At 43.2% G+C, this 24240-nt stretch carries 11 protein-coding genes; 7 read left to right on the top strand and 4 right to left on the bottom strand.

Annotated elements, in window-relative coordinates; translation table 11 throughout:
• Nucleotides 1-79: 79 nt before the first annotated feature.
• A complete protein-coding gene (locus tag FNW02_RS38945) occupies nucleotides 80-8797 on the bottom strand; it encodes a non-ribosomal peptide synthetase (protein ID WP_225225920.1) in 8718 nt (2905 codons plus the stop codon).
• A gap of 1246 nt (nucleotides 8798-10043) precedes the next feature.
• Here FNW02_RS38945 and FNW02_RS26855 point away from each other — a divergent pair.
• From FNW02_RS26855 to FNW02_RS26885, 7 genes are all read left to right on the top strand, one after another.
• Nucleotides 10044-11279, top strand: coding sequence for a hypothetical protein (locus FNW02_RS26855; protein ID WP_191760533.1), 1236 nt, complete (start codon nucleotides 10044-10046; stop codon nucleotides 11277-11279).
• 275 nt (nucleotides 11280-11554) lie between these two features.
• Complete coding sequence (locus tag FNW02_RS26860) at nucleotides 11555-13732, top strand: serine/threonine-protein kinase (protein WP_191760534.1); 2178 nt, start codon at nucleotides 11555-11557, stop codon at nucleotides 13730-13732.
• 21 nt (nucleotides 13733-13753) lie between these two features.
• Complete coding sequence (locus FNW02_RS26865; protein ID WP_191760535.1) at nucleotides 13754-14311, top strand: GNAT family N-acetyltransferase; 558 nt, start codon at nucleotides 13754-13756, stop codon at nucleotides 14309-14311.
• Between the two features lie 4 nt (nucleotides 14312-14315).
• Nucleotides 14316-15278, top strand: a complete 963-nt coding sequence (locus FNW02_RS26870; RefSeq protein ID WP_191760536.1) for a PP2C family serine/threonine-protein phosphatase — start codon at nucleotides 14316-14318, stop codon at nucleotides 15276-15278.
• Between the two features lie 473 nt (nucleotides 15279-15751).
• Nucleotides 15752-17035, top strand: coding sequence for a vWA domain-containing protein (locus FNW02_RS26875; protein ID WP_191760537.1), 1284 nt, complete (start codon nucleotides 15752-15754; stop codon nucleotides 17033-17035).
• Nucleotides 17036-17193: 158 nt separating this feature from the next.
• Nucleotides 17194-17991 (top strand): FHA domain-containing protein, encoded by a 798-nt coding sequence (locus FNW02_RS26880; protein WP_191760538.1) that lies wholly within the window; start codon nucleotides 17194-17196, stop codon nucleotides 17989-17991.
• A 408-nt stretch (nucleotides 17992-18399) separates the two neighbouring features.
• Nucleotides 18400-19779, top strand: a complete 1380-nt coding sequence (locus FNW02_RS26885; RefSeq protein ID WP_191760539.1) for a hypothetical protein — start codon at nucleotides 18400-18402, stop codon at nucleotides 19777-19779.
• 166 nt (nucleotides 19780-19945) lie between these two features.
• Here the strand turns inward: FNW02_RS26885 and FNW02_RS26890 are convergent, their stop codons facing one another.
• From FNW02_RS26890 to FNW02_RS26900, 3 genes are all read right to left on the bottom strand, one after another.
• A complete protein-coding gene (locus FNW02_RS26890; protein WP_191760540.1) occupies nucleotides 19946-23107 on the bottom strand; it encodes a coiled-coil domain-containing protein in 3162 nt (1053 codons plus the stop codon).
• Nucleotides 23108-23185: 78 nt separating this feature from the next.
• Nucleotides 23186-23707, bottom strand: a complete 522-nt coding sequence (locus tag FNW02_RS26895; RefSeq protein WP_191760541.1) for a hypothetical protein — start codon at nucleotides 23705-23707, stop codon at nucleotides 23186-23188.
• A gap of 66 nt (nucleotides 23708-23773) precedes the next feature.
• Nucleotides 23774-24211 carry a hypothetical protein gene (locus tag FNW02_RS26900; protein ID WP_191760542.1) on the bottom strand — a complete coding sequence of 146 codons (438 nt, stop codon included), beginning with the start codon at nucleotides 24209-24211 and terminating at the stop codon, nucleotides 23774-23776.
• Nucleotides 24212-24240 lie beyond the last annotated feature (29 nt).

Genomic DNA, 24240 nt, shown 5'->3' on the forward strand with positions numbered 1-24240 from the left:
AATAAGGTTGGTGTGGAATAATTAAAACAATGGATATGAGAACAAATCTTCTATTGATAGAGATGAATTGCGAGCGACTTCATTCAATTTCTGCTAGCAGTTCGTCCAACGCTTCTTGGCTTAAACCAACTTCAGGGAAATCTGAAGGGGTATAGCCTCCTGCTTTTGGAGATAAGCAGTGGTCAATAATAGCTTCTAAGACTTTCACATAGTTGTTAGCTAAGTTTTCTACAGTAGCTTGATGATGGAAAGCTTTGCTATATTTCCACTCCAGTTGCAATCTGCCTTCAATGATTAATACATTCACATTCAACAAATGGCGGCGCTGTCCTCTGGGACTGTGAATAGAACCGCTGGACTCTTGAGCATATTTCCAACCAAGGGGTGCTAGGTGCGTTTGGTCGAATTGACCCAAGTAATTAAAGCTGACTTGAGCTTGAGGGAGCAACCCAAGTTGCTTGTGTATAGTTGCATCCATGCTCAGATACCGCAGGATGCCATAGCCAATACCTCGGTTGGGGATGCGTCGCAGTTGCTCCTTGACCGACTTGAGAGCTTCCCCAAGATGGTGAAGACCTCCAAGTTTTAAGTGAACGGGAAATAAACTGGTAAACCAGCCTATTGTGCGGGACAAGTCTACATCTTCAAACAAGTCCTCTCGTCCGTGACCTTCTAATTCAATCAGTAGGGAATCATAGCCTGTCCATCCAGCAAAACTTTGTACTAATGCGGTCAATAGCACATCATTAATTTGGGTGTTGTAGGCAACCGGGACATCCTGTAACAGGGCGCGAGTCTGTTCTACACTCAGGGATACAGAAACAATGCAACTTGAGCCGACAGTGTTTTGTGACGCCGCAGCAGGAAAATCCAACGGTAAAGGAGCAACTGCAAACTTCTTTGAGTGCAGCCAGTAGTCTAGCTCTGAGTGGAGTTCTTGAGTAACTGCATAATCCTGCAATCGGATTGCCCAATCCTTAAAGGAAGTCGTTTTTGCAGGGAGTTGAATGTTATTCCCACTATCTAATTGTTTGTATGCCGCAGATAAATCTTCTAGCAAAATCCGCCAGGAAATCCCATCGACAGCCAAATGATGGATGATAATGAGCAAACGTCCAGGGGAAGATTTGCCTAAGTTAAATAGAACGACCCCCAGTAGCGGCCCATCTGCTAAATTTAGCGATCGCTGTATTTCATCTGCCTTTAACTCAATTGCTTTTGATTGTTCTGCTTGAGTCAGGTTGGATAAATCAGCGATAGCTAACGATACTTGATCGCACACATCACTGTTGTACTGTTGCCATTGCGCTGCTTGCTGTACAAACCGTAGCCGTAAAGCATCGTGATGGGACAGTAATTTTTGTAATGCCTGCTCTAGTAATTCCGGTCTTATATTTGGCGGAACTTCTAGCAGGACAGATTGATTAAAGTGATGGGGTTCGGGTAAATTTCGCTCAAAGAACCAATGCTGAATAGGTGTTAGGGGAACAATGCCCTTAACTAAGCCTTGTTCCGCCTCCTTGGAGGTAGCGATCGCAGCTACAGCAGCTAACTCAGCAATGGTTTGATGCTGAAATAGCTGTTTTGGAGTTAGTTTTAATCCAGCTTGATTGGCTCTGGCGATGATTTGGATTCCAATAATGGAATCGCCACCCAATTCAAAAAAGTTGTCGTGAATACAAACTTGTTTTAATCGTAAAACATCCTGCCAAATTTTTACCAAAAACTTTTCAGCATGGGTGCGGGGAGAGACAAAGCTAGTTGACTCATTGAACTCTAACTCTGGTACTGGTAAGGCACGGCGATCTACTTTGCCATTGGGCGTAATCGGAAAAGCTTCTAGAACCGTGAAGGATGTAGGAACCATATAGTCAGGAAGCTTTTCTTTGAGGAGCGATCGCAACTCGTTACTGCTAGGCTGTTTTTCTTCTGGAACAACGTAAGCTGCCAAACTTTTAATACCAGGCTTATCTTCCCTAGCAATGACAATCGCATCTCCTACCTGGGGATGTTGAGTCAGAACAACCTCAATTTCTGCAAGTTCAATGCGGAAGCCACGGATTTTAACTTGGTTGTCAATGCGACCAAGAAACTCAATATTTCCATCAGTTAAGTAACGCGCTAAGTCGCCTGTTTTGTATAGCTTTCGTTGAAAGTACTGAGAGACGCGATTAATCGCATCTGTACAAGAGAGTGAGGAGTGCTGAGTAAGAAGTTCTTCCCCTGCTCGCTGCCCCCTTCCTCTTCCGAAGGGATTAGAGATGAATTTCTCTTGTGTCAACTCTGGGCGGTTAAGATAACCTCTGGCTAAACCATCACCACCAATACATAATTCACCAGGAACGCCAATTGGTACAGGTTGGAGATGACGATCCAGAATATAAATTTGGGTATTAGCAATTGGTTGCCCAATTGGCAAATTTGTTGCGCCTTCTGGTACTTCCTCGACTAAATACCAGGAAGAGAAAGTAGTATTTTCTGTTGGGCCATAAACGTGCAGCAGTCGCTTGGGAGGCTGATTTTGCAATAATGTTCTTACGCAGTTTGGTTCAACCGCCTCTCCACCAAATAGAACGGTTTCTAGAGTTTTAAAGATTCCTGGTACTTGACTTACCAACTGGTTGAATAAAGCTGTTGTGACAAACAAAAAGTCAATCTGCTGGTGTTGCAGTTGTATAGCGAGTTGTGGCGGCGATAGCAGGACTTCTTTACTAATACCTACTAGCCTCGCTCCATTAAGCAAAGCTCCCCAAATTTCAAAGGTAGCAGCATCAAAAGCTGCATTCGAGGCTTGAGCAACTCGGTGATTAGCTGTTAACTTCACGTAGTTAGTATTACAAACTAACCGATTCACAGCTTGATGAGTAACGGTTATACCTTTCGGCTTTCCTGTAGAACCAGAGGTATAAATTACATAAGCTAGGTGATGATTGAATGCCTCACTGGTGGGGTTTTGCTGGCTATATTTACTAATTATCTCCTGCCAGTCAGTATCTAAAAATACGACTGGAGCGTTGGTTTTCGGTATTTGCGCTCCTAACTGTTCTTGAGTTAGCAATATTGATACCTGAGAATCATTCAGCATATAAGCCAAGCGTTCTTCAGGATAGCTGGAGTCTAGAGGAACGTAAGCACCACCAGCTTTGAGAATTGCCAGCATTCCGATAATCATCTGTGGCGATCGCTCGACGCAAATCCCCACTAATACTTCTGTCCCAACTCCCAAGCTTTGCAGATAATGCGCTAATTGATTGGCGCGATCGTTCAACTCTCGATATGTCAGAGACTCGTCTTCATACACCACAGCGATCGCATCAGGTGTCTGTTCTACCTGTTCCTCAAAAACTTGATGGATACACTTCGTATCGGGATATGGTATGTGAGTATCATTCCATTCCACTAACAATTGATGGCGATCGCGCTCAGTTAGTAATGGCAATGTACCTACTGATTCTTGAGGATTCGCCACAATTCCCGCTAATAATGTCTGGAAATGACCGCTCATGCGAGCGATTCTGTCTTCATCAAAAAGGTCGGTGTTATATTGCCAAAACCCTTGCAGTGAGTTTCCTTGGTCTGTATTTGTTTCCCACATTTGTAATGTGAGGTCAAACTTGGCGTTGACGTTATCTAGATGTAGAGGTGCAATAGCTAATTCCGGCGTTTCTAATTGCTCTATTGGAGCATTCTGCAATGCAAACATCACCTGAAATAGAGGACTGTGGCTGAGACTGCGCTCTATTTGCAAAGCTTCGACAATCTGCTCAAAAGGTACGTCTTGGTTCGCATAGGCATCCATGCAAGCAGAACGAACTTGCATTAGTAGCTTCGAGAAACTAGGATTACCTTCTAGTCGAGTTCGCATCACCAAGGTATTGACAAAAAAGCCAATTAACCCTTCTAAATCTTGATGATTGCGGCTAGCGATCGGTGTTCCTAGCAGAATATCTGACCGATCGCTGTAACGGAACAGTAGAGTTGCATAAGCCGCCATCAAGGTCATAAATAGCGTGGTTCCTGACTTGTGGCTGAGTTCTTTCAGCGATGCTGTCAGTTTTGCATCTAGCTGGAAGGAAAAACACCAACCTCGGAAAGTTTGCACAGAAGGACGAGGCCTATCTGTAGGTAGTTCTAAAAGAGGTGGTGCGTTTGCTAATTGTTGCTTCCAGTAATTGATTGAGGTTTCTAGTGCTTTTCCTTGCAACCATTGGCGTTGCCAAATCGTAAAATCTGCGTATTGAATCGGCAACTCTGGAAGGGGAGAAGGTTCGCCAATCAAAAAGCCTCGATACAAACTCGACAATTCTTTGATGAATACCCCCATTGACCAACCATCACCAATGATGTGGTGCATAGTCAATAACAAAGCATAAGACTCTGACTTGAGTTGCACTAAAGTGACTCGCAGCAACAGTCCTTTAGTGAGGTCAAAGGGTTGTAATTGATCCTGGGTTGCTAAAAGTTGCAATTGTTCTGACTGTTGCTGTCCTGACAATCCTTGCAAGTCTACAACCGAGAGTTTCATCGTTGCGTGAGGAGCAATTACTTGTACAGGCGTTCCCTCCACTGCACTAAAAGTGGTGCGTAAAACTTCGTGACGGCGGATAATCTCATTGAGACTGCGTTCTAAAACTTCTATATCCAAACGCCCGTTAAGACGAACAGCCTTAAACATGTTGTAAAAAGGACTGTCCGGCTCCAATTGCGCCAAAACCCATAACCTTTGCTGGGCGAAAGAAACAGGAAAAGTCTGAGATTCTGTTTGATGTCCCCGCCTAATTTTCGGAATAACACCGTTATTTCTTTGATTATCTGTTCCCTGTTCCCTTTTATTTCTTTGATATCCTAACGACTCTGCTAACCGCCAAGTTACATCGCCTAAAAAGTCGCTGTTATAATACTGCTTCCAACTATCTGCGGTGCTAGCATTGATGCTCTGATGTTCGTGAAATTTCACATCCCCTACCATTCTCGACTGGGCATAGATCCCATCAGTCATACGCTGCTTTTTCTCTTTGTAAGGTTGCAGCATATCAGGATGGAATTCTAGCCCTAAAAATTGGCATAAGCCCTCAATACTATTTTGCGGCTGGCTAACTATGTCTTCAAATTTGAGTTGATATTGGCGGTGTTGAGGAACTTGTTGCAAGAATTCTAGAATATTTTGATGGCTAATCAACCAAACGAGTTCAGCAAGTTCTCGCCTATTGAAAGGATGTTGATAGGGAAATGTTTGCTCTACTCTGGCTTCTTCATAAGAGCGCATCGTTGCATAAGGATGACGCACAAGGTGGATGTAGAGCGGGTTTTGAAAGTTTGTTTCCGCTCGTTTGAGGGTTTCTAAATCTATGGAGTAGGAGGGGGTTTTGTCTACCAAGATTCTATTGCCCAGCCATTGCTGTATGAGTTGATAGAATTGTTTGGTGGTGAGATTTTTCGCCTCCAATTCTTCCATTAGTGCGATCGCTTCTTCTGGACTGCACCCTTTAATTTGCATAATTGTGCGAATCGTCCCTTCCATCCAAAAGCTGTAACGTCCAGAAAATGCTGCTTTGCGTTCCCCAAGAGTATTAAACGTCAGCAGTTCCAATTCTGGAGGCGCGAACAACTGCGGATTTCCTCCTAGAATGACGCGGAGTAAGGTAGAACCGCTACGATGAGGCGAGAGGATAAAGATAGCTGGCGGATTTTTGATTGCGTCGTCATCTATTGGGGGAGCAATGGAGGGAATAAGCGATCGCATTTGCAAAACTTTAGCTTCATCGATTCGCTCTTGTGGTGTATCAATAATTGAAGTTATTTCTTTACCAAACAGTTTTGCTGCTGCTTGTGGATAGTTTTCTTCTATGTAAGCTGCTAGTCGTGCAACTGTCTTAGTATCGAATAAAACAACAAAGTGAACAATCTCGTTTAATTGCGCTTGCAGTTTATTAATCAGAATCGCACCCCGAATCGAATCGCCACCTAGTTCAAAGAAGTTATCATTAATACCTACTCTGTCAAGTTTGAGGACTTCTACAAATAGATGTGCGATCGCCTTCTCTAGAGGAGTGCGAGGAGCAACAAATTCTATATTTAACTGAGGACGTTGGCGCTGTTGTCGGGATGTAATCTCTTTGAGAATGAGTTCGGGACTATATATCTGAGCGATGCGTTCAAAGAAGTCTGCGGGAGAGGTTATTTTTGGATTTATCTCACGCAGAGGCGCAGAGACGCGGAGAGGATGAGGAGATTTCGCTTCTTGATCGGGTTTATTAACTACTGTATTTGCATCGGATACAAGTACTAAAATAATTTCAGATGCGGTTTGAGATGGGAACTGGAATAACCAACTACCATCTTTGTCCTGCTGAAATTGTCTATCAATACTAGTCAGGAAATCCCTAGCTGGTTGATTCTTGTTTGTAGGTACATAAGAAACTTGGACTTGTCCTAATCCTCTTTCTTGAGCGAGGGTTCCCAAATAAGCAAGCATTTTATGCTCGACACCACGACCAAGTACCCGACAACTAAGCAAAAATGTGTCTACAAATAGGGCATTTTCTTGAGCTGCAAACAAGAGTAGACCTACTAAGCCATAATCTCCAAAGCGGTCTTTTACCTTGACCACTCGACACTCTAATTTTCCTGAATTACAAAGTTGTTGAATTTCAGCCTCAGAGCGGCGGATTGTTGTGAAGTTAAACTGATTGGTGCGTTGGGTAAGTTGAGCAACCCGCGAAAGTTGCTCGTTTTGCATGGGGGAAATCTCAATTTCTAAGTTCAGTTGAGCGAGGAAATCAGTAAAGGATAGAGAATCCTGTTGCAAACGCTGGCGCTGGACATTTTGTTGATAGAGATTAGTTCTTTGTTGGTCTTCTTGAGTAGTTTGGAGTTGGTCGAAAGCCCAAATATGCTCTAAAAATTGAGGGATACGAGCGCATTCTTGCGGAAGTTGCAGGGTCAGGACTTCTGGACAGTTTGCTCTAACTTCAGCACACTCAACGGGATTGTCATCAATGAAAATGAAACTATCTAAACTCAGTTGCAGTTCGGTAGCTAAAGACTTCAGATTCTCGGATTTCGATTGCCAGTTTATGCGCCAATTGACGAGATGATGCCGACCCATCAACATATCTGGATGTTGATCAAGGACTGCAAATACATCCTCTTCTTGATTCTTACTACACAAACAAATCAACTTTCCTGCTGCTTGCTGCCTGATGACAAATTCTTGTAGCGATCGATAAGCTGGCTCAATTTTTACTCCAGCAACTCCATCCTCACCACAAATACCACTCCATAAGGTATGGTCGCAGTCAAGGGCAATTACCTTGTAGGGATAGCTCTTTAAAGCAAAGATTTTCCGCGCCAGCATCGTCCCAAGGGCACAGAAAAAGGTTGGTGTGTAGGGAATATGTCCTACTTCGTCTCCATAAGGGTCGTAGTACTCTTCTACTGGATAGGTACTGGTCAATTCTTGATTTTTTATCAGGTACACACCGCTGAGATTATTGAGATCAGCTGCTAACAGTTCTTGCATTCTTGCATGTAAGAGGTTAGACGCTGTATCAGTAGTTGGAGATGGAGGACAAATACAGACCAAGTAGGGAATTTGCGATCGCGTTGTTGCAGTTTTCAAAGCACTGCCAAAATCTCTGATGCTTTGCTCTATTTGATCTGCGTTTTTTCCTAATTGCTGTGCTCCTGGGTTGTAGTTGTGGTTGAGGCGATTAGCGTAGATATTATAGAGTCCTGAACCGTGCAGCAAAGACTCTTCATCGACAATAAATTTAAAGCCTTTTTCTTCAAGTAAGCGCATGACTTGTTTAATCGTACTGCCTTCTTGGTCATGCACCTCCATGACTATTTGTTTAATTAGTGACCAATGATTATCTTTAATTCCTTGAAGAATTGCTAACTCGCTTTTTTCAGCATCTAGTTTTAGTAAATCAATCTTTTCAATCTTATATTCTTCGATAATTTCGGAAAGAGTCCGCAGTTGAGCTTGATACGTTTCTCGCTCTAGTCTATCCTTGAGAAATTCATCAGCTAGGCGCTCTAACGACTCTTCATCTAGAGAATTATCGCGTTGCAGTATGTTAATAATGACTGAGCGAATAGCTTTTTCATCTTGCTCTGTATCAGCGGCAAAACTTGAGAAAACTGAGGAACGAGGATAAAAAGTGAAGGTTTCTTCTCTGGATTCACCACCTAATCCGCAATTAAAAAGATGGGTATTTTGACAGTAGAGCTTGGCGTTAGTTTGTAGTTTGTCAAACGCGTGGGGTGCAGGTTCAAATGCGTAGATAGTGCCTTTTGGGGATTTTTGCTGGGCAAATAAGGTAAATAGACCAATATTTGCTCCGACATCGATTATACAGTCTTCTTCATTAAAGATAATTCCATGCTTTAAATAGACGCGATCGCCAAAAATTTCTTGGTATAGATACTCGGTTTCGTACTGGTTTAGGTGAGCGATTTCCAAGTGATTTGGTAAGGTATGGCGTAAGCGATCGCCAAAAATTTGTGTTTTTAGATCATCGTCAACTGTCAATTGGAGACGATTCTTAGTTCCTTCCCAATCTTCAAACCTAACCAGAACTACATTAACTCCATTTTGATTGTTAGCCAAAAGGCTGGCTGGATTGAGCAGTTCTTGAAATACCTGATTGTAAGGAGCAAACTCTATTGAATAAGGGACTCCTATTTCTTCAAGCCAATACGATAGGGAATCCTCAATTGGTTCGCTTGTAAATGTAGCTGTAATAGTAATATTTTGCTTAGAGATATGTTTAAAAAAATTTTGTGTAGGCATAAAAATTATTTTCAATAATTCCTTTTTTTAGCAGTCTTTTCTGCCAGATAAAATAATCTCAATCAGGTTTGATATAAGGAATCGTACATATATCAATTAAACAACAACTGGGATGTTTACTATGACTGAAATTGGTGTGGCTCCTGATAAAAAAAACTATCGTAACTTTAAACTCTAGTAAGTATTCCTTTATTACTCCAAGTTTTATATTAATCCTCAATCAAATCTTGATATTTCTATAAACTTTTTACTCTTGTTACTATCAATAAATTTTTGCTTAAACATTTTTTGTATCTAAAGTTAATATTTTAAGTCTATATGAATACTAAATCATTTTGAGGAAATAACTTTATTTAATCTAAAATATAAAGTTTTTCCCATCATAATATGAAACTTAATTTTGCTTTTTATACTGAATATATTTTGATCTAAAAATACTATTTTTTTATCTTAATCTATTTAAGCTAGTTTTTAGAAAAGCAAGGTTTTATAAAGCAAAAGTTTAATTATTTGATTAAATCAATTTACTTTATAGCGTTTCTTGGCTAAAGTACAAATTTATCGGTGTTTATCTGTGGTCAATTATTTCTTCTGTATACCTCACTTAAGCGAGAACCGCTATATTAAACTGACATGCTTAACCAAGCTTCCAAATAATCTCAGTTTTATCAAGAAAATGCAATAGTAGATAAGACAATATTAAGTAGACAATTAAGCTATTTAAGGTACTTAAGCTAATAATTAAGTGGACATTTAAGACATTTAAGACACTTAAGCTAATAATTAAGTGGACATTTAAGACATTTAAGACACTTAAGCTAATAATTAAAATATTTAAAATAGTTAATAAATAATAATGACCAATGATTCCTTAATGGTACAGAGCAAGCGGATTTATTCGTGGAATCAATAGAAAACCCAAAATTCCCAGAGCAAGCGGATTGATGCATGGGGTCAATCTAAAATCTAAAATTGTCTAACCTCTATTTTTCAGATATTGTGATAAATATGAGACTAATTATGTTATTATTAGCGATTTTGCAGAATTGTAGATATAGCGATCTGCCTTCTCGACTGCTGCACTAGTAAGGAAGGCAGCAGCAATCGGGTGGCTGTCGGGTTTTATCATATTCGAGATTAGCATTATTGATTTAGAAAACGATTAGAAAAATATAAATATAATTGCATAGTTCCCCTGCTGCTTACCAATGTCTGGGAAGACCTATTTTGTATAGGAGCGATCGCTATGGCAGTTGAAATTGATCAACTTTTAGCCGACTGGAAGAACAAAGTCAAAATTGCTAGTCAAAATCTTCTCGAACTGCAAGAACTGCCAACATATCAACGCCTCTGTGGTAGCCCTGGTTTTCCCGGAGTGCATTTGACGGGAATCACTGCGGCGCGAGTCACCCCAGCGCTGGAGTTAGTAAACAAATTATTTCAATACTTCGATTTGTTAGTACAAACGGTTGATCAAGCAACCAAGCTACGACAACAATTACCACACTTTTTACCAAAAGAGCAGAAAATTGGTTTTTTGATGGTGGGTGAGCAAAAAATAGACGAGATTAAAAAACTTCTAACAGGAGCCTCAATTGAGTTACCTGCTGTACAAACGCCACTGGCACAAAGAGGATTATTGACTGGGGCCCAGAAGGTAAATGCCATTACCCCCGCACTGCTAGTTGAAGTCATGACAGACGCGTTCTCTGTGGCTAGGGACACACTTCTGGCTGTTGAAGCCGCTTGGACAAATCTGGATTTGATACTGACAAATGCAGAAACTCAAATTCGCTCACTGCAACAATTAGCTGAATCGCTGGATCGAGGTTCTCTCAATGAACTTGTTCAAGTTCGTGAGACGATCGCTTCCTTGCGCGATCGCATTGAGCAAGATCCTCTGGGAGTGAGTGAAAATGTAGAGCAGCAAATTCAGCCATTGCTAACACAAGTGAAAGTAGCTTTAGAACAAAAGGCTAAACAGCAGGCTCAAATACGAGATAAATTTGCGATCGCTCACGATTTATTACAGCAATTAGAAGAACTAAATTCAAAATCTATCGCAGCTTTTGCGGAAAGCCAGGAAAAAGTCGTGGATCATTCAATGCTGGCAACTCCATTGACTCAGGTGCAAATCGATGCCCTCAGCCAATGGCTAACAAGATTAGAAACCAAGCTGGCGGAGGGTTTGGTGAATCCGGTTATGGTTGGTTTAGAAAATTTGACTATCAAAACTAGAGAGTACATAGCATTGGAAAAACAAACACATATAGCCAATAGCGCTCCTCTAGAAACTCGTCGAGAGCTACGCGGACGCCTCGATGCCCTCAAAGCCAAGGCACTAGCACGAGGATTAATAGAAGATGTCATCCTAGCTGAACTAGCCGAGAAAGCAAAGCAACTACTCCACACGCGACCAACTCCTCTAGATAAAGCTGCTGAATTAGTATCCAAGTATGAAAAAAGGTTAAATAGCAAATAGTGAGGAGTGTGAAGAGAGGGAGCAGGGGGAGCAGGGGAAGCAGTGGAGTGGAGGAGTAATTCCTCTCTGACGGAGGCAAGCCCCAAGTCAAAGCAGGGGAAGCAGGGGAAGTAGTGGAGTGGAGGAGTGGGGAAATAGTGAATGATTTCTATCTCCCATCTCCCGTCTCCCGTCTCCCGTCTCCTATCTCCTATCTATCTCCCACCTCCCATCTCCCGTCTCCCGTCTCCCATCTCCCACCTCCTGACTAATGACAAAATCGTAGGAATGTCCTAATGGAAGGCTTAACCTGCTCAAGAAATGGATGTACTGGTACTATCGAAGATGATTACTGTAATGTCTGCGGACTTGCAGCGGTTAAAACTCCGTTGGTCAGCCAGAAGCAAAGCACGGCTAACACAAGTAGGAGTTCACCTATTACTACGGGTACTGGTTCGTCGCCACTAACTAAACGTTCCCAAGGTTCGCGGCGTACTAGTAGCACTTCTGCCCGTAGTAGTCGCAAGCAGTTAGGGGCAGGACTCGTTTCTGTGCCGGATCTGCCTTCAACGGAGCCAGAAAAAGCTATTATCCTTGACCCAAAAGTACCGGATAATAAACGCTTCTGCTCGAATTGCAATAACCAACTGCGACGGGAAAAGGGATTTTGCAGTAAGTGCGGACAGAAGTTTTCGTTTATTGCTACCCTCCGTCCTGGCGATTTAGTGGTGGGGCAATATGAAGTTAAAGGAGCGATCGCCTATGGTGGTTTAGGTTGGATCTACTTAGGTTTTGATAAAACTCTGTCTCGTTACGTTGTTCTTAAGGGACTGCTAAATACTGAAGATGCATCTAGCGCAGCCGTCGCCGTTGCAGAAAGGCAATTTCTCGCAGCGGTAAAACACCCCAATATCGTTGGTATCTACAACTTTGTTAACCACGATAGTGAGGGTTTTATTGTGATGGAGTACGTTGGTGGTAAAACTCTGAGGGAAATTCGCAAGAGTCGCGGGCCGTTACCAGTAGCGGAGGCGATCGCTTATATTCACCGCATCCTTAGCGCATTTGCTTATCTGCATTCTTTGGGCTTAGTATACTGCGACTTCAAGCCAGATAACATCATGGTCGAGGGCGGCGACGTAAAGTTAATTGACTTAGGTGGTGTCCGCCGCATTGATGACCCCGATGGTGATATCTACGGCACTATGGGCTACAGCGCTCCCGAAGCAGGTGAAGGCCCTACAGTCGTCTCGGATCTGTTTACCGTTGGTAGAACTTTGGCGGTGTTGCTGACTGATATTCGGGGTTTTAACAAAGAACATCTTTATAAACTGCCTAGTCCCCAAGAAGAACCTCTGTTTTCCCAGCAAGAGTCACTTTATCGGTTCCTGATTAAAGTAACGGCTGAAAACCCTGATGACCGTTTTCAGTCGGCGGATGAAATGGCAGATCAATTGTTAGGTGTGCTGCGGGAAGTGGTGGCTCTCTCAACTAATATCCCCCGTCCATCTACCAGTAACCTATTTGGTGGAGATATGCTGGCTCTAACCAATAGTGGTGATTTTGAACCAATAAAAATTGACTACCAGCAATTGCCTGTACCGATGTTAGACTCTAGCGATCCTGGCTTCAATGCAGTACTCAATGCTAGTGCGATCGCCGATCCAGTCAAGCGGGCTGTTAGTTTAGAGGTTGTTACCAAGCAAGTTGCTAATACCAGTGAAGCATGGTTCCGCTTGGCAAATACTCTCATTGAAATAAATGAATACAGCGATGTAGAGCAAGCTTTAACTACAATCGAAGCCAAAGACCCTTGGGACTGGCGAATATTCTGGTATCGAGGTCGAGCGCTGATGGCACAGGGTAAATCCCAAGAGGCACAGTTAGCATTTGACCAAGTTTATTTTGACCTACCGGGGGAGGTGGCTCCGAAGCTAGCGCTGGGGCTGGCGGCGGAGCAGGCGCAAAATTACCAACTAGCAATTAAAATGTATGACTTAGTATCTCGTACCGATCCCGGTTATGTATCAGCAGCGTTTGGGTTGGCTCGTTGCCTTTGCGCTATGGGCGATCGCAACGCTGCGGTGGCGGCATTGGAACGCATACCTCAAACCTCAAATTTGTTTACGCGATCGCGCGTAGAAATTGCCCGGACGTTAATTAACCGCGATCGTTCTACTCCCGGAACTCAAGAACTTCAAGCGGCTTCAACGGCAATTGAAGCACTCACATTGGAAGGAATAGATCGCTATCGACTGACTCAACAAGTTTTGGATACTGCCCTCAACTTGCTGACTTCGCGGCAATTACAAGCTGCTTCTGATTTAACAATTTTGGGGCAGCCATTCCAAGAAGTGCATTTAAGAAAAGGGTTAGAAAAAGCTTTGCGCGATATGGCACACCTCGCAAATGGCAATGAAAAAATCCGCTTAGTAGATGAGGCAAATCGAGTGCGTCCTAGAAGTTTGTTTTAAGTAACTAAGTATCGCAAGAAAATGACAAAAATTAAACTTACAACAAAAAACTTGGAGCTAATTGCTTCCACCTTAGAAATTGCCCAAGTGGAAATTAGTGACAAATCCAAGTTTTCCGAGCTACTCAATGCACTTGTACCTAGTACCTGGCCACCTGAATTTAACGACGATGAAACTATGTCGTTTTTCTTACATAAATTACAAGAAGCTCCAGAACAGTCAGGATGGTGGTGCTGGTATTTTGTGCTGAATGATGTAGTTACAGATGCACGTACCCTCATTGGTAATGGTGGTTTCAAAGGCAAGCCAACGTTTGATGGCACCGTCGAAATCGGCTATTCAGTTTTACAAGAGTTTCAAAACTTGGGTTACGGGACAGAAGCTATCGAAGCGCTTGTTTCTTGGGCATTTGACCATCCTGAAGTTCGGCAAGTTATCGCAGAAACTCTACCAGAACTCAAAGCTTCACAACGAGTTCTGGAAAAAAGCCAATTTACGTATGTTGGACAAGGTTCTGAGGAGGGAATAATTCGTTATGAGCTTTCTCGTAGTCACATGAAATCAGGAGCAGCGAATTAAGCCTATGGAATGCCCAAACTGTGGTGCTTCTGTCTTGGCAAGTGATGATAAATTCTGTGAAGAATGCGGTACACCTTTGACGATAATTAAACCTCTAACCTCCAGCAGTGAGTGTGAAAAATGCGGTGCTGGAATTGAGGCAATTGATGATGAAGGATTCTGTACTCATTGTGGATTCCGTAGAGAAATACGCCAAAGGGAACGGGTTGAAGTGACAATTGACTTGCACTTAGCAGGTATCAGCGATCGCGGACTCAAACACAACCGTAACGAAGACTTCCTTGCCCTAAAACAGCTAAATAACGCTCAGACAAATATCCTTGTAGTTTGTGATGGAGTTTCCAGTTCCGATAAATCTGATGTAGCAGCCCAAATTGCTGCTGAAAGTGCGTGTTTAGCGCTAGCTACTGCTTGGGAAAAAGGAGAAAATCCAGAGTCAGCAATGAAATCAGCCTTTGCCACTGCTCTACAATCTGTATGTAATATCCCTTATGTAAATAGTATAAATTCAGAATACCCATCAACAACAATTGTTGCTGCCCTTGTGCAAAACCGTACCGCTACCATTAGTTGGCTTGGTGACAGTCGTGCTTATTGGCTGTCTGACAACGATTCCCAGCAATTGACTAAGGATGATTCCTGGCTTAGGGAGGTGGTAGCAGCCGGAGAAATGACCGAAGTAGAAGCCAGACAATCGCCTCATGCTCATGCGATTACCCGCTGGCTAGGGGCAGATGCAATTGAAAATAATGTTCCCTCGATTGTACACTTTACTATTCCTGGTTCAGGATACTTGCTACTATGTACCGATGGATTGTGGAACTATGCACCAGAAGCCTTGCGCTTGGCAAAAATTATACAGCAGACATCAAATACAGATGCGATCGCCGTTTCCCATTCACTAGTCAAATTTGCCCGCAACTCTGGCGGACATGACAACATCACCGTTGCAGTCCTGTGTTTATAAACCAAATTTCAGCATTGCTGAATATGAGTATGAAACTCAAAAATTTAATATCTCAAACTCTTATTCTCTGTGCCTCTGTCTTGAAAAGTTTCCTACGGCGGGAAACCCCGAAGTTCTGATCGCTATGCGGGTCTTACTGCCCAACCGTTCTGAAAGAACGGTTGCCTTGTGTCCTTTGGACACAAGGGAGAGGCGCAAGGCTTTGCGCCTCTCGGCAGTGATACAGACCATCGCCGGACGCCGGCGCTCAGACTTCTCTCCGCCTACAGAACTTTTCGCTGCGTCTCTGTCTTGGAAAGTTCTGTTCGCCGGAAGCCGGCGCTCAGACTTTCCGCTGCGTGATACTAATTCATACTTTCACTCAGCAACGCCCAAATTTCTATATCTTAAATATTCTCTTCTTCTCTGCGCCTCTGCGGTATGCCTCCGGCACGCTACGCGAACGTTAATTCTTCACATTGTTATTGAAAATCATGTCCAACCAATTCAAAGCCGAAGTCTTTCAAAACCAATTCCTCCCCCAAGGTACTAAAGAAGTCAACGCCATCATGACCATCAGCGTCGAAGGGGGTGATAGTGCAACTACATCTCCCAGCCGTGAACGACTATTTGGCGTTATCTGTGATACCTCTGGTTCAATGGGAGGTGGTAAGATTCACGCAGCTAAAGATGCGATCGCTCAACTCGTAAATTTGCTGCCAGAGGATGCCCACTTCTTTATCGTCACTGGTGCTAGTAAAGCTAGTATTGTTTTTCCTGTGTCCCAGGCTACATGGGAAAAGAAACAGCAGGCGATCGCATCTATCAAAAGTATCAGTGCTAATGGTGGCACACTCATGTCTACCTGGTTGGCTGAATCCTTGACGCAATTCAAAAGGATGCCTAATGCAGTTCGTCAAGCATTATTGCTCACAGATGGACAGAACGATGACTCTGATGAACAAAAACTGAAGACGATTTTACAGCAATGTGAAGGAGTTTTTCAATGCGATTGTCGGGGTGTAGGTACTGATTGGCGCGTTGCTCAACTCCAGCAAATTGCAAATCAGCTTTTGGGTACAACCGACATTATCCCTAATGCCTCAATGATTGAAGCTGACTTTCGAGCCATTCTTGAAAAAGCCATGAGCAAAGATGTCAGTGATGTAACCATGCGTCTGTGGACACCTCAAGGAGCAAAGGTATTGTTCTGCAAACAGGTAAGCCCTGATATTGTTGACCTCACCCACCGCGCTAAACCCATGAAGCCCCAGGTAGTTGATTACCCTACTGGTGCTTGGGGGAATCAAGAATCCCGTGATTACCACTTCTGTATTGAGGTTAATCCGGGAAACGTTGGTGATGAAATGCTGGCGGGTAGAGCCAGCCTGGTTTACACGCTCAACGGCACAGAAACCAAAATTGCCGAGGCACGAATTCTAGCAACCTGGACAGATGATGAAGCTAAATCTACGAAAATTGACAGACGGGTTGCTCACTATACTGGACAGGCAGAACTTGCCCAGTCTATACAGGAAGGGTTAGAAGCTCGTGCTAAAGGTGATGTTGAGGTTGCTACAGCTAAGTTAGGCAAAGCGGTTAAACTTGCTCATGAATCTGGTAACGAGGCAACTGCTAAATTGCTGAAAACTGTGGTTGATGTGCAGGATGCGCCGACGGGTACAGTAAGGCTGAAACGCGAAGTGGCGAAAGAGGACGCGATGGCGTTGGAGACTCGTTCTACTAAGACTACTCGTATTCCTAAATCTCAGAGTTAGTTATTAATTATTGATAAATATGGCGTTGCAGAGAAAGCGGGATGATTTATTTCACGCAGAGACGCGGAGGCGCAGAGAGAATTAGGAGTTTTAGATCTCGGTACATCAATTTCATCCTTTGTTTGTGCAATGCCGTAAATACAAATAACAAATGACAAATGACTTATCAATGTTTAAAAGGACACGAATCAACTGAATCCGATTTTTGTTCAGAATGTGGGGCCAAAATTCTTAGGATACCGGAACAAGCGTTTGTTGTAAATATTATTCCTTCAACAGTGCCGCAAACCATATCTATTGAAACCTGCCCAGCTTGCAGCGCTCCCCGTGAATCTAATAGTGGAAATTTCTGTGAGATTTGCGGTTACAACTTCGTCACCGGCGCACATGGTGAATTGCCTGTAGGGGGAGTAGGGGGAGCAGGGGGAGTAGAGGAGCAGGGGGAGCAAAAGAATAATTCTCTTTCCCAATCCCCAGTCCCCAATCCCCAATCCCCAATCCCCATTCCCCAATCCCCAGTCCCCATCGCCCCTTATCCCCAGAGGGGGCCCCGAGTTCCCCAATCCCCAGTCCCCAGTCCCCAATCCCCAATAGTTTGGGAGGTGATTGTGACTATTGACCCATCTCTACGCAATTCGGAAAGTCCAGAAGCACCAACCAATCAACCACCTGTTATTTTCCGGTTAGAAAAGGACAGCAATCTGATTGGTCGTCGTAGTGAGATTCGAGGCATTCATCCAGAAGTTTCCCTGGACTTTGATGATGCTGTATCGCGCCGCCATGCTTTGCTCAACCGTCAAGCTGATGGTACGTTGACTCTACGCGACATCGATTCTGCTAATGGTACAAAGCTGAATGGGGTTGAATTGACGCCAATGCTGGATACCCAATTGCAAGATGGAGATGAATTTACTCTCGGACACTGGACGCGGATTACAGTCAAGGCTGTTCGCTAAAGCAGGAAGGAGGTTGCGTATATTCAAGAATGCGATTTAAAACAGTGAACAGTAAAGAGTAAACAGTAAACAGGGGTCAGAAAAAAACTGATTACTGTTTACTGTTAACTTGGCACTCAAAGCTACGAACATCAAACTTTGACTTTTAAACTTATAGGACTTACGCAAAAACTCTCTGAAACTCTTATTTCTCCGTGCCCTCTGTCTTGAGAAGTCTGAGCGGAGGTTTCCTCCGCTCAGACTTCTCGCTGTGTCCTCTGTGGTTCGATTTTCCATTACCCGTGCGTAAGTCCTGACTTAAAACTCCGAGATCAGAACACCAAACTCCAAGATTGGAACTCGGAGTTTCGAGATCAGAACACCAAATTTGGTGTTCATTATATGAAACTCAACCTACATTATTAAAATATGAGTCAAATAATCTCAGTTTCAACAAAAGCAATTAGCAAACTCACTACCCCTCAACTCCTCAAGGGTGGTTTGTACTTAACTTGGGTTGCAAGTATATTAATACTAATCGCAGTTATTACCGGAATTCAAAGGCAACGGTACGCAATCAAAACAGTTGGCGAGGACTCAACACCAAGTATTGTCACTGCTCAGCGTCTCAAGGATGCTTTAGCAGGTATGGATGCTTACGTCGTTAAAGAACTGCTAGTTCCACCTGGACAGAACCAAGTTGCTGTCAAAGGTTCTGAGGAACGATATCAGAGAGTTGCTGAAAGGCTGGTTGCTGCTGCTGAAAATATCTCTTATGGCGACAAAGAGCGAAAACCCATTGAAACTATGCAACTGGAGTTTGGGAAATACGTCGCTAAAATTCAGCAGGCGCGAGACGCTCACACACGGGGTGATGCTAATGCTGTTTTGGTTGCTTATCGAGCAGCAGCCGAAATTATGGATAACAAGCTCCTACCAGCAGCCGACGCACTGGATGAGGTGAACTTGCGAGCTATAGAGAACACTTACGATAAAGAAAAGTTTACTTCTAGTAAATTTTTATTTTTGATTGTCATTTCTGGTGTACTACTAATCAGCATACTGGTAGCACTTCAGCTATTTCTCGCTCGAAGAATGCGCCGTACCTTTAATCCTTGGTTATTAGTGGCGAGTGCGATCGCTATTGGCTTTTTGAATTATACAGTCGGGGCGTTTCTTTCCGCTTCCCAGCATTTAAGGATTGCTACAGAAGATGCTTTTATGTCGATACATGGGTTGCGGCAAGCTCGTGCTTTAACCTACATTGCTAATGCTGCCGAAAGTCGCTACCTACTTGACCCAGCTTTTGCCAGCAATCACGAACAAGCTTTCTTGAAGAATATCGCCAAAATCGCCCAAGTTCCCAACGGTCAAACATTCGAGACAGTAGCCGCAGGCTACACAATAGAAGGCAAAAAGGTAGATGGGTTTACAGGTTACTTGGCCCAAGAATTGAACAGTATGACTTTTGCAGGGGAGCGAGAAGCTTTGATCGCAAACCTTCGGATTTTGGGCACTTATCTGACTATCGATCAACAGTTGCGCCAGTTAGAGCGGAGTGGTAAACACCAGGAAGCGATCGCACTTTGCATAGGTAATAACCCAGGACAATCAAACTGGGCGTTTGACGAGTTCAGAAAAGCTAACCAAAAGGCATTCGATATTAACCAAGCAGCCTTCGACAAATCGATTAAACAAGGCTTCCAGGATTTAGATAGCTTCGAGATTACTACCCCGGTGGTGCTAAGTGCGATCGCTCTTTTAAGTCTAATTGGACTACTACCGCGTCTCAAGGAGTACTCTGCTTAGAGGGGACTGGGGATTGGGGAACTCGGGGCCCCCTCTGGGGATAAGGGGCGATGGGGACTGGGGATTGGGACTAGGAAGAGGAATTTTCATGTCATCGTTGATAATCAGCAACGCTAATAAAAAAAGCCTCTCTGTCGAGAGGCTTTACCATGAGTTAGTAGAACTTTTAACCAAATAGGTCAAAACCTGATACAGCTAAAGCTCCGGCTAAAGCTGAAGCCGCTAAAGAGACAAAGGCTGTGTTAAATAACCACCAAGCAGCACCGGCAACTGCTTTTTTGGTTTCAACTCCTTGCTTTTGTACTTGCTCTTTGATTGCATTCAGGCGTTTTTGAGTTTCTTTCTGAATGCGTTCGGCTCGGCGCAGTACTGTATCACGTGCGCCTTCGATTTGGTCGATAATCTTGTTAGCTTGCGCTTCGGAAATATCCTCACGCGAACTGAGGACAGCAACTAGAGTATCACGGTCGAAAGAAGACAGGCGATCGCGCAAAGCCTCAAATCCTGTTTGTGGATCATCAAACAATTTGGCAAAGTCTTGCTGGATACCTTCATAATTGAGTTCAGGACGCTCCAGTGAGTTGAGGTAGTTGCGAATTGAGCCGAAAACACTATCAAGTGCTGATTGCACCCTTTGCTGAATCTGCTGATATTGTTCGACAATTGAGTTACGCACAGAATCAATTTGATCCACAATGCGGTTAGCTTCTTCTTCTGAGATATCCTCACGCTGGGACAGTAAAGCCACAAGTGTAGAGCGATCAAATTTAGAGACACGCTCACCTAAAGAAGACGCTCCAGCACGGGGAGAAGACAGCAACAATTGCAAATCGCGCTTGATACTATCCGGGTTAAGTTCTTCTTTATTGGTGTTCCGCAGATAATTTTCTAGATTTGCTTCAAACTCCTGCGCTCTTTGAGTAGCACGCTTTGCTAAGCGTTGCGGTGCTTTGACGATGTTATTAATGGCTTGTTGCGTTGAGTCAATGGTGCGATTGACTTGCTCCTCGCTCAAGTCTCCCCGTTGTGTCAGCAGCTTAACTAAAGTCTCACGATCTACTTGTGAAAGCCGCTCTCTAAGTGCATCAGCGCCTTCTTTGGGGTCAGCCAGTAATTTTTGCAAGTCTTGTTGGATACCTTCAGGATTAAGTTCCTCCAGGTTAGTATTGCGGAGATATTCGCTAATCGCGATCGTAGTTTTTTCGTACTGCTGTTTTGCTGTCTCGGCTACTTTTTGCGGAGCTTGTAAAACGTTATCTCGTACCGTGAGCAACTGGTCAATGGTTTGATTTACCTGTTCCTCACTCAAATCTTGCCGCTGACTCAGTAATTTAACCAAAGTATCGCGGTCAAACTGTGATAATCTTCCTCTTAGGGCGGAAAGTCCTGCTTGTGGGTCTTCTAGCAGCGTTCCAAAATCACGCTTAATACCTTCAGGATTGAGTTCTTCTTTATTGGTATTTCGCAGATATTCTTCTACCCTTTGCCGCAATTCATCAGCTTTTGCTCTGGCTTGTTCTTGCAGTTCTTGGGCCCGGTTTAAGACATTATCACGAGTCCGCTCAAATTGACCAACAATATTGTTAGCTTCTTCTTCATTAATATCTTCACGAGAAGCCAGGAGCTTAACTAAAGTATCGCGGTCAATTTCCGAAAATCTCTGACTTAAGTCTTCAATTCCCGCTTCTGGATCTTCCAGCAACTTCGTCAAGTCTCGCTCAATACCTTCTGGGTTGAGTTCTTCCTTCCCAGTCGAGCGTAGGTAATCTTCTAGACGGGTGCGGAGACTTTGCGATTTTTCTGTTGCACTTGCCTGTTTAACAGTTTCTAAAACTTCCGTGCGAATGCTTTCCATCTGCTCGGAAATATCTTTGACTTTCGCTTCACTAATATCTCCCCGTTGCTTGAGCAAGTTGGTGAAATACTCTAAGTTTATCTCCTCCAATTGCCGTCTGATGGTTCCTGGGTTAGCATTTGGGTCATAGATGACTTCTTTGAATTCATCTTTAATTGTGATGCTGTTAAAATGCCAAGGGAAGGAATTTAAGATGTATTCTTCAATATCTGCCTTGATGGTATTATTCGGAAGTGCAGGCAAATTATGAGCTACGGAACTACCAACCTTACTTGCTTGCTGGGTTGCTTGGTCTTTGAGTTGTTGTAGCTGCTGTGTAATTTTATCGACATCTATTTCCTGAACTTTTCCTGACAGTTGTTGTAGCTGATGGGTAACTTTATCTACATCTATTTCTGCAAAATCTACCCGCTTTAACACCGCAGGTAAAGCCGCACCTAAGCCGATTTCAATAGCTTGTTTGACTATTCCATTGCTTTGCTTACCATTTCCACCGCCGACTGTCGCCAATTGTTGAATTCTCTCAGCTAATTGCTCAGATTGCAGTTCTTCTGGAGAAGCTTGTTGGAGTAAATTAATTACTTGGTCAGTGGGATTTTGCCCTTTCACAACTTGGTTCCAAGCACCTTGCAATTGGTCGGCAATACCATTGATATCTGACTTGGAAAAGTCTGTACGAGAGCTAATTAAATCGACAAATGTTTGGCGATTAACATTTTTTAGGAGGTCATTATCAGCAATCGATTGTAAGTCTCCTTCTTTTAGCAGCTTCTCAAATTGAGAGCGGATTTGTTTGGTATCAAGCTGGGGTAACTGTACACCAGATAAAGAACTTTGTAATGTATTTTTGATGCTATCTGGGTCAAAACCTGATGTGAGTTCCCGACGGACGGCTGCGGTGATTTCTTCAGCGGTAGAAACCATTTGATTTTTCGCAACATTAGCACCCAAAGCCGCGCTTGCTGTACCCATGATTCCTTGCATACCACTTGTAACAGTGCTAGCAACAGAACCAATCAAGGAGCCAACTGCACTCGAACCTAACCACACTATGACTGTGAAAAAGGCAGACCAGATGACTACACCGATAATTGCTCCTAAAAGCGTACTCTCAATTAAGCTGAGCTTAACTGCTAAAAAGCAAGCACTAAATAAGGCAATAGTTGCGGTAACAAGTGCCCAAAGACCGGCGGCTGTTTCAACTTTGCGAACCGTTCCGCCTAAGCTTTCAGATTCATCAGAACTTGAGCTACCGCCTAAAGCAGAAATTCCTACAGCTAGCGAAAAGTTTGTCAATAGTAATTGAAAGGCAAATGCCATCAATATACCAGCAAGCAATGCTACCAAAAATTTCGGCCCTGAAAAAACAAGTGATGCTTGTTCTGGAGTTAAAACTTCACTTGTTACTGGAATTTGTGCTAATCCCAACTGCAAGGAAGACAATTTCAAAGCAATTAACGCACTTTGAATCATAGTATTTTCCTCGTTAAAACGGTGCTGTTTAGATCCCCGACTTCTTGAAGTCGGGGATCTAAATCCGGCGATAAAGGTTTATTTACGACCACCAAACCACTTAGCGGCGATCGCTCCTAAAGCTGCTCCTACGACTGGATTACTCAGAAACTTCAGAATTGCTGGTTGTTCAGCCATTACTTCTTGGAAGATGTCGGGATGATTGTGATAAGCGAAGGCTGCAAGTTTGCTGACATCATCAGCATTCATCCGGTTGGGGTGGTGGGTAGAAAGTCCCAAAGTGCGCTCTAAATGGCGATCATCTAGGCCTCTTTCTTTTAGGTGCTTGAAAAATGCTCGTGCAACATCATCGCGTTCGTTAGGCTTAATCTGAGCGATCGCTTTTTGCAATTCTGGCTCCATTTGGCTGGGAGGTATGCGATCGTGGTTTAAAGACCGACCAAATAATTGGCGACGTTCTTCGTGGGATGAGCGCTGAGCAAAATCATCGAAGTTTTGATAATCTTTGGTTGGATCAGATGAAACTTCATCTAAAGATTCTGTATTACCATGAGCCAAATCGTTCATGATTTCGCGTTTGTATTTGTCACTGCTACTCATTTTATTTTTTCCTTTTCTACTTCAAATCAACATCAATCTGCTTTTTGAATTTTGAAAATTGAGTCATTACTTGTACTCAATTTGATTTGATTGCACATCGTACTGACCCGTTAAAATCAGTTTTTTATCTGGTGCATACATCAAAACTGTCAAGTCTTGATTAGGGAAATTCCGATGAAAACCTTGGAGTAAAGATTTTGCCAATGGACGCACTTCTGTTGGTTTTACTTGAGGCGTAATTACGACACCTAACTTATTGTTGTCACGTACATAAGCATCTTGAACAATTCCTTTTGCTGTACTGACAACCCAATTACCAAAATCTTGACCCTGGACGCTGTTACCGCGTTCTAACAGAGCATAGTCTCCACTCCGACTAATTCCAGGCGGTAATTGAGTAGGTTGTTTAGCTTGAACTGTACCGCTACAAGCGGCTGTTGTTGTTAGTACTAATACCAAGACTAAAGCTGTTAAAATCTGGCGAAACTGTTGAATTATTTTCATTTTGATTTCCTCACTTAAGCACTATCTTT

This window comes from Komarekiella delphini-convector SJRDD-AB1, from assembly GCF_014831675.1.
Taxonomy (GTDB): Bacteria; Cyanobacteriota; Cyanobacteriia; order Cyanobacteriales; family Nostocaceae; genus Komarekiella.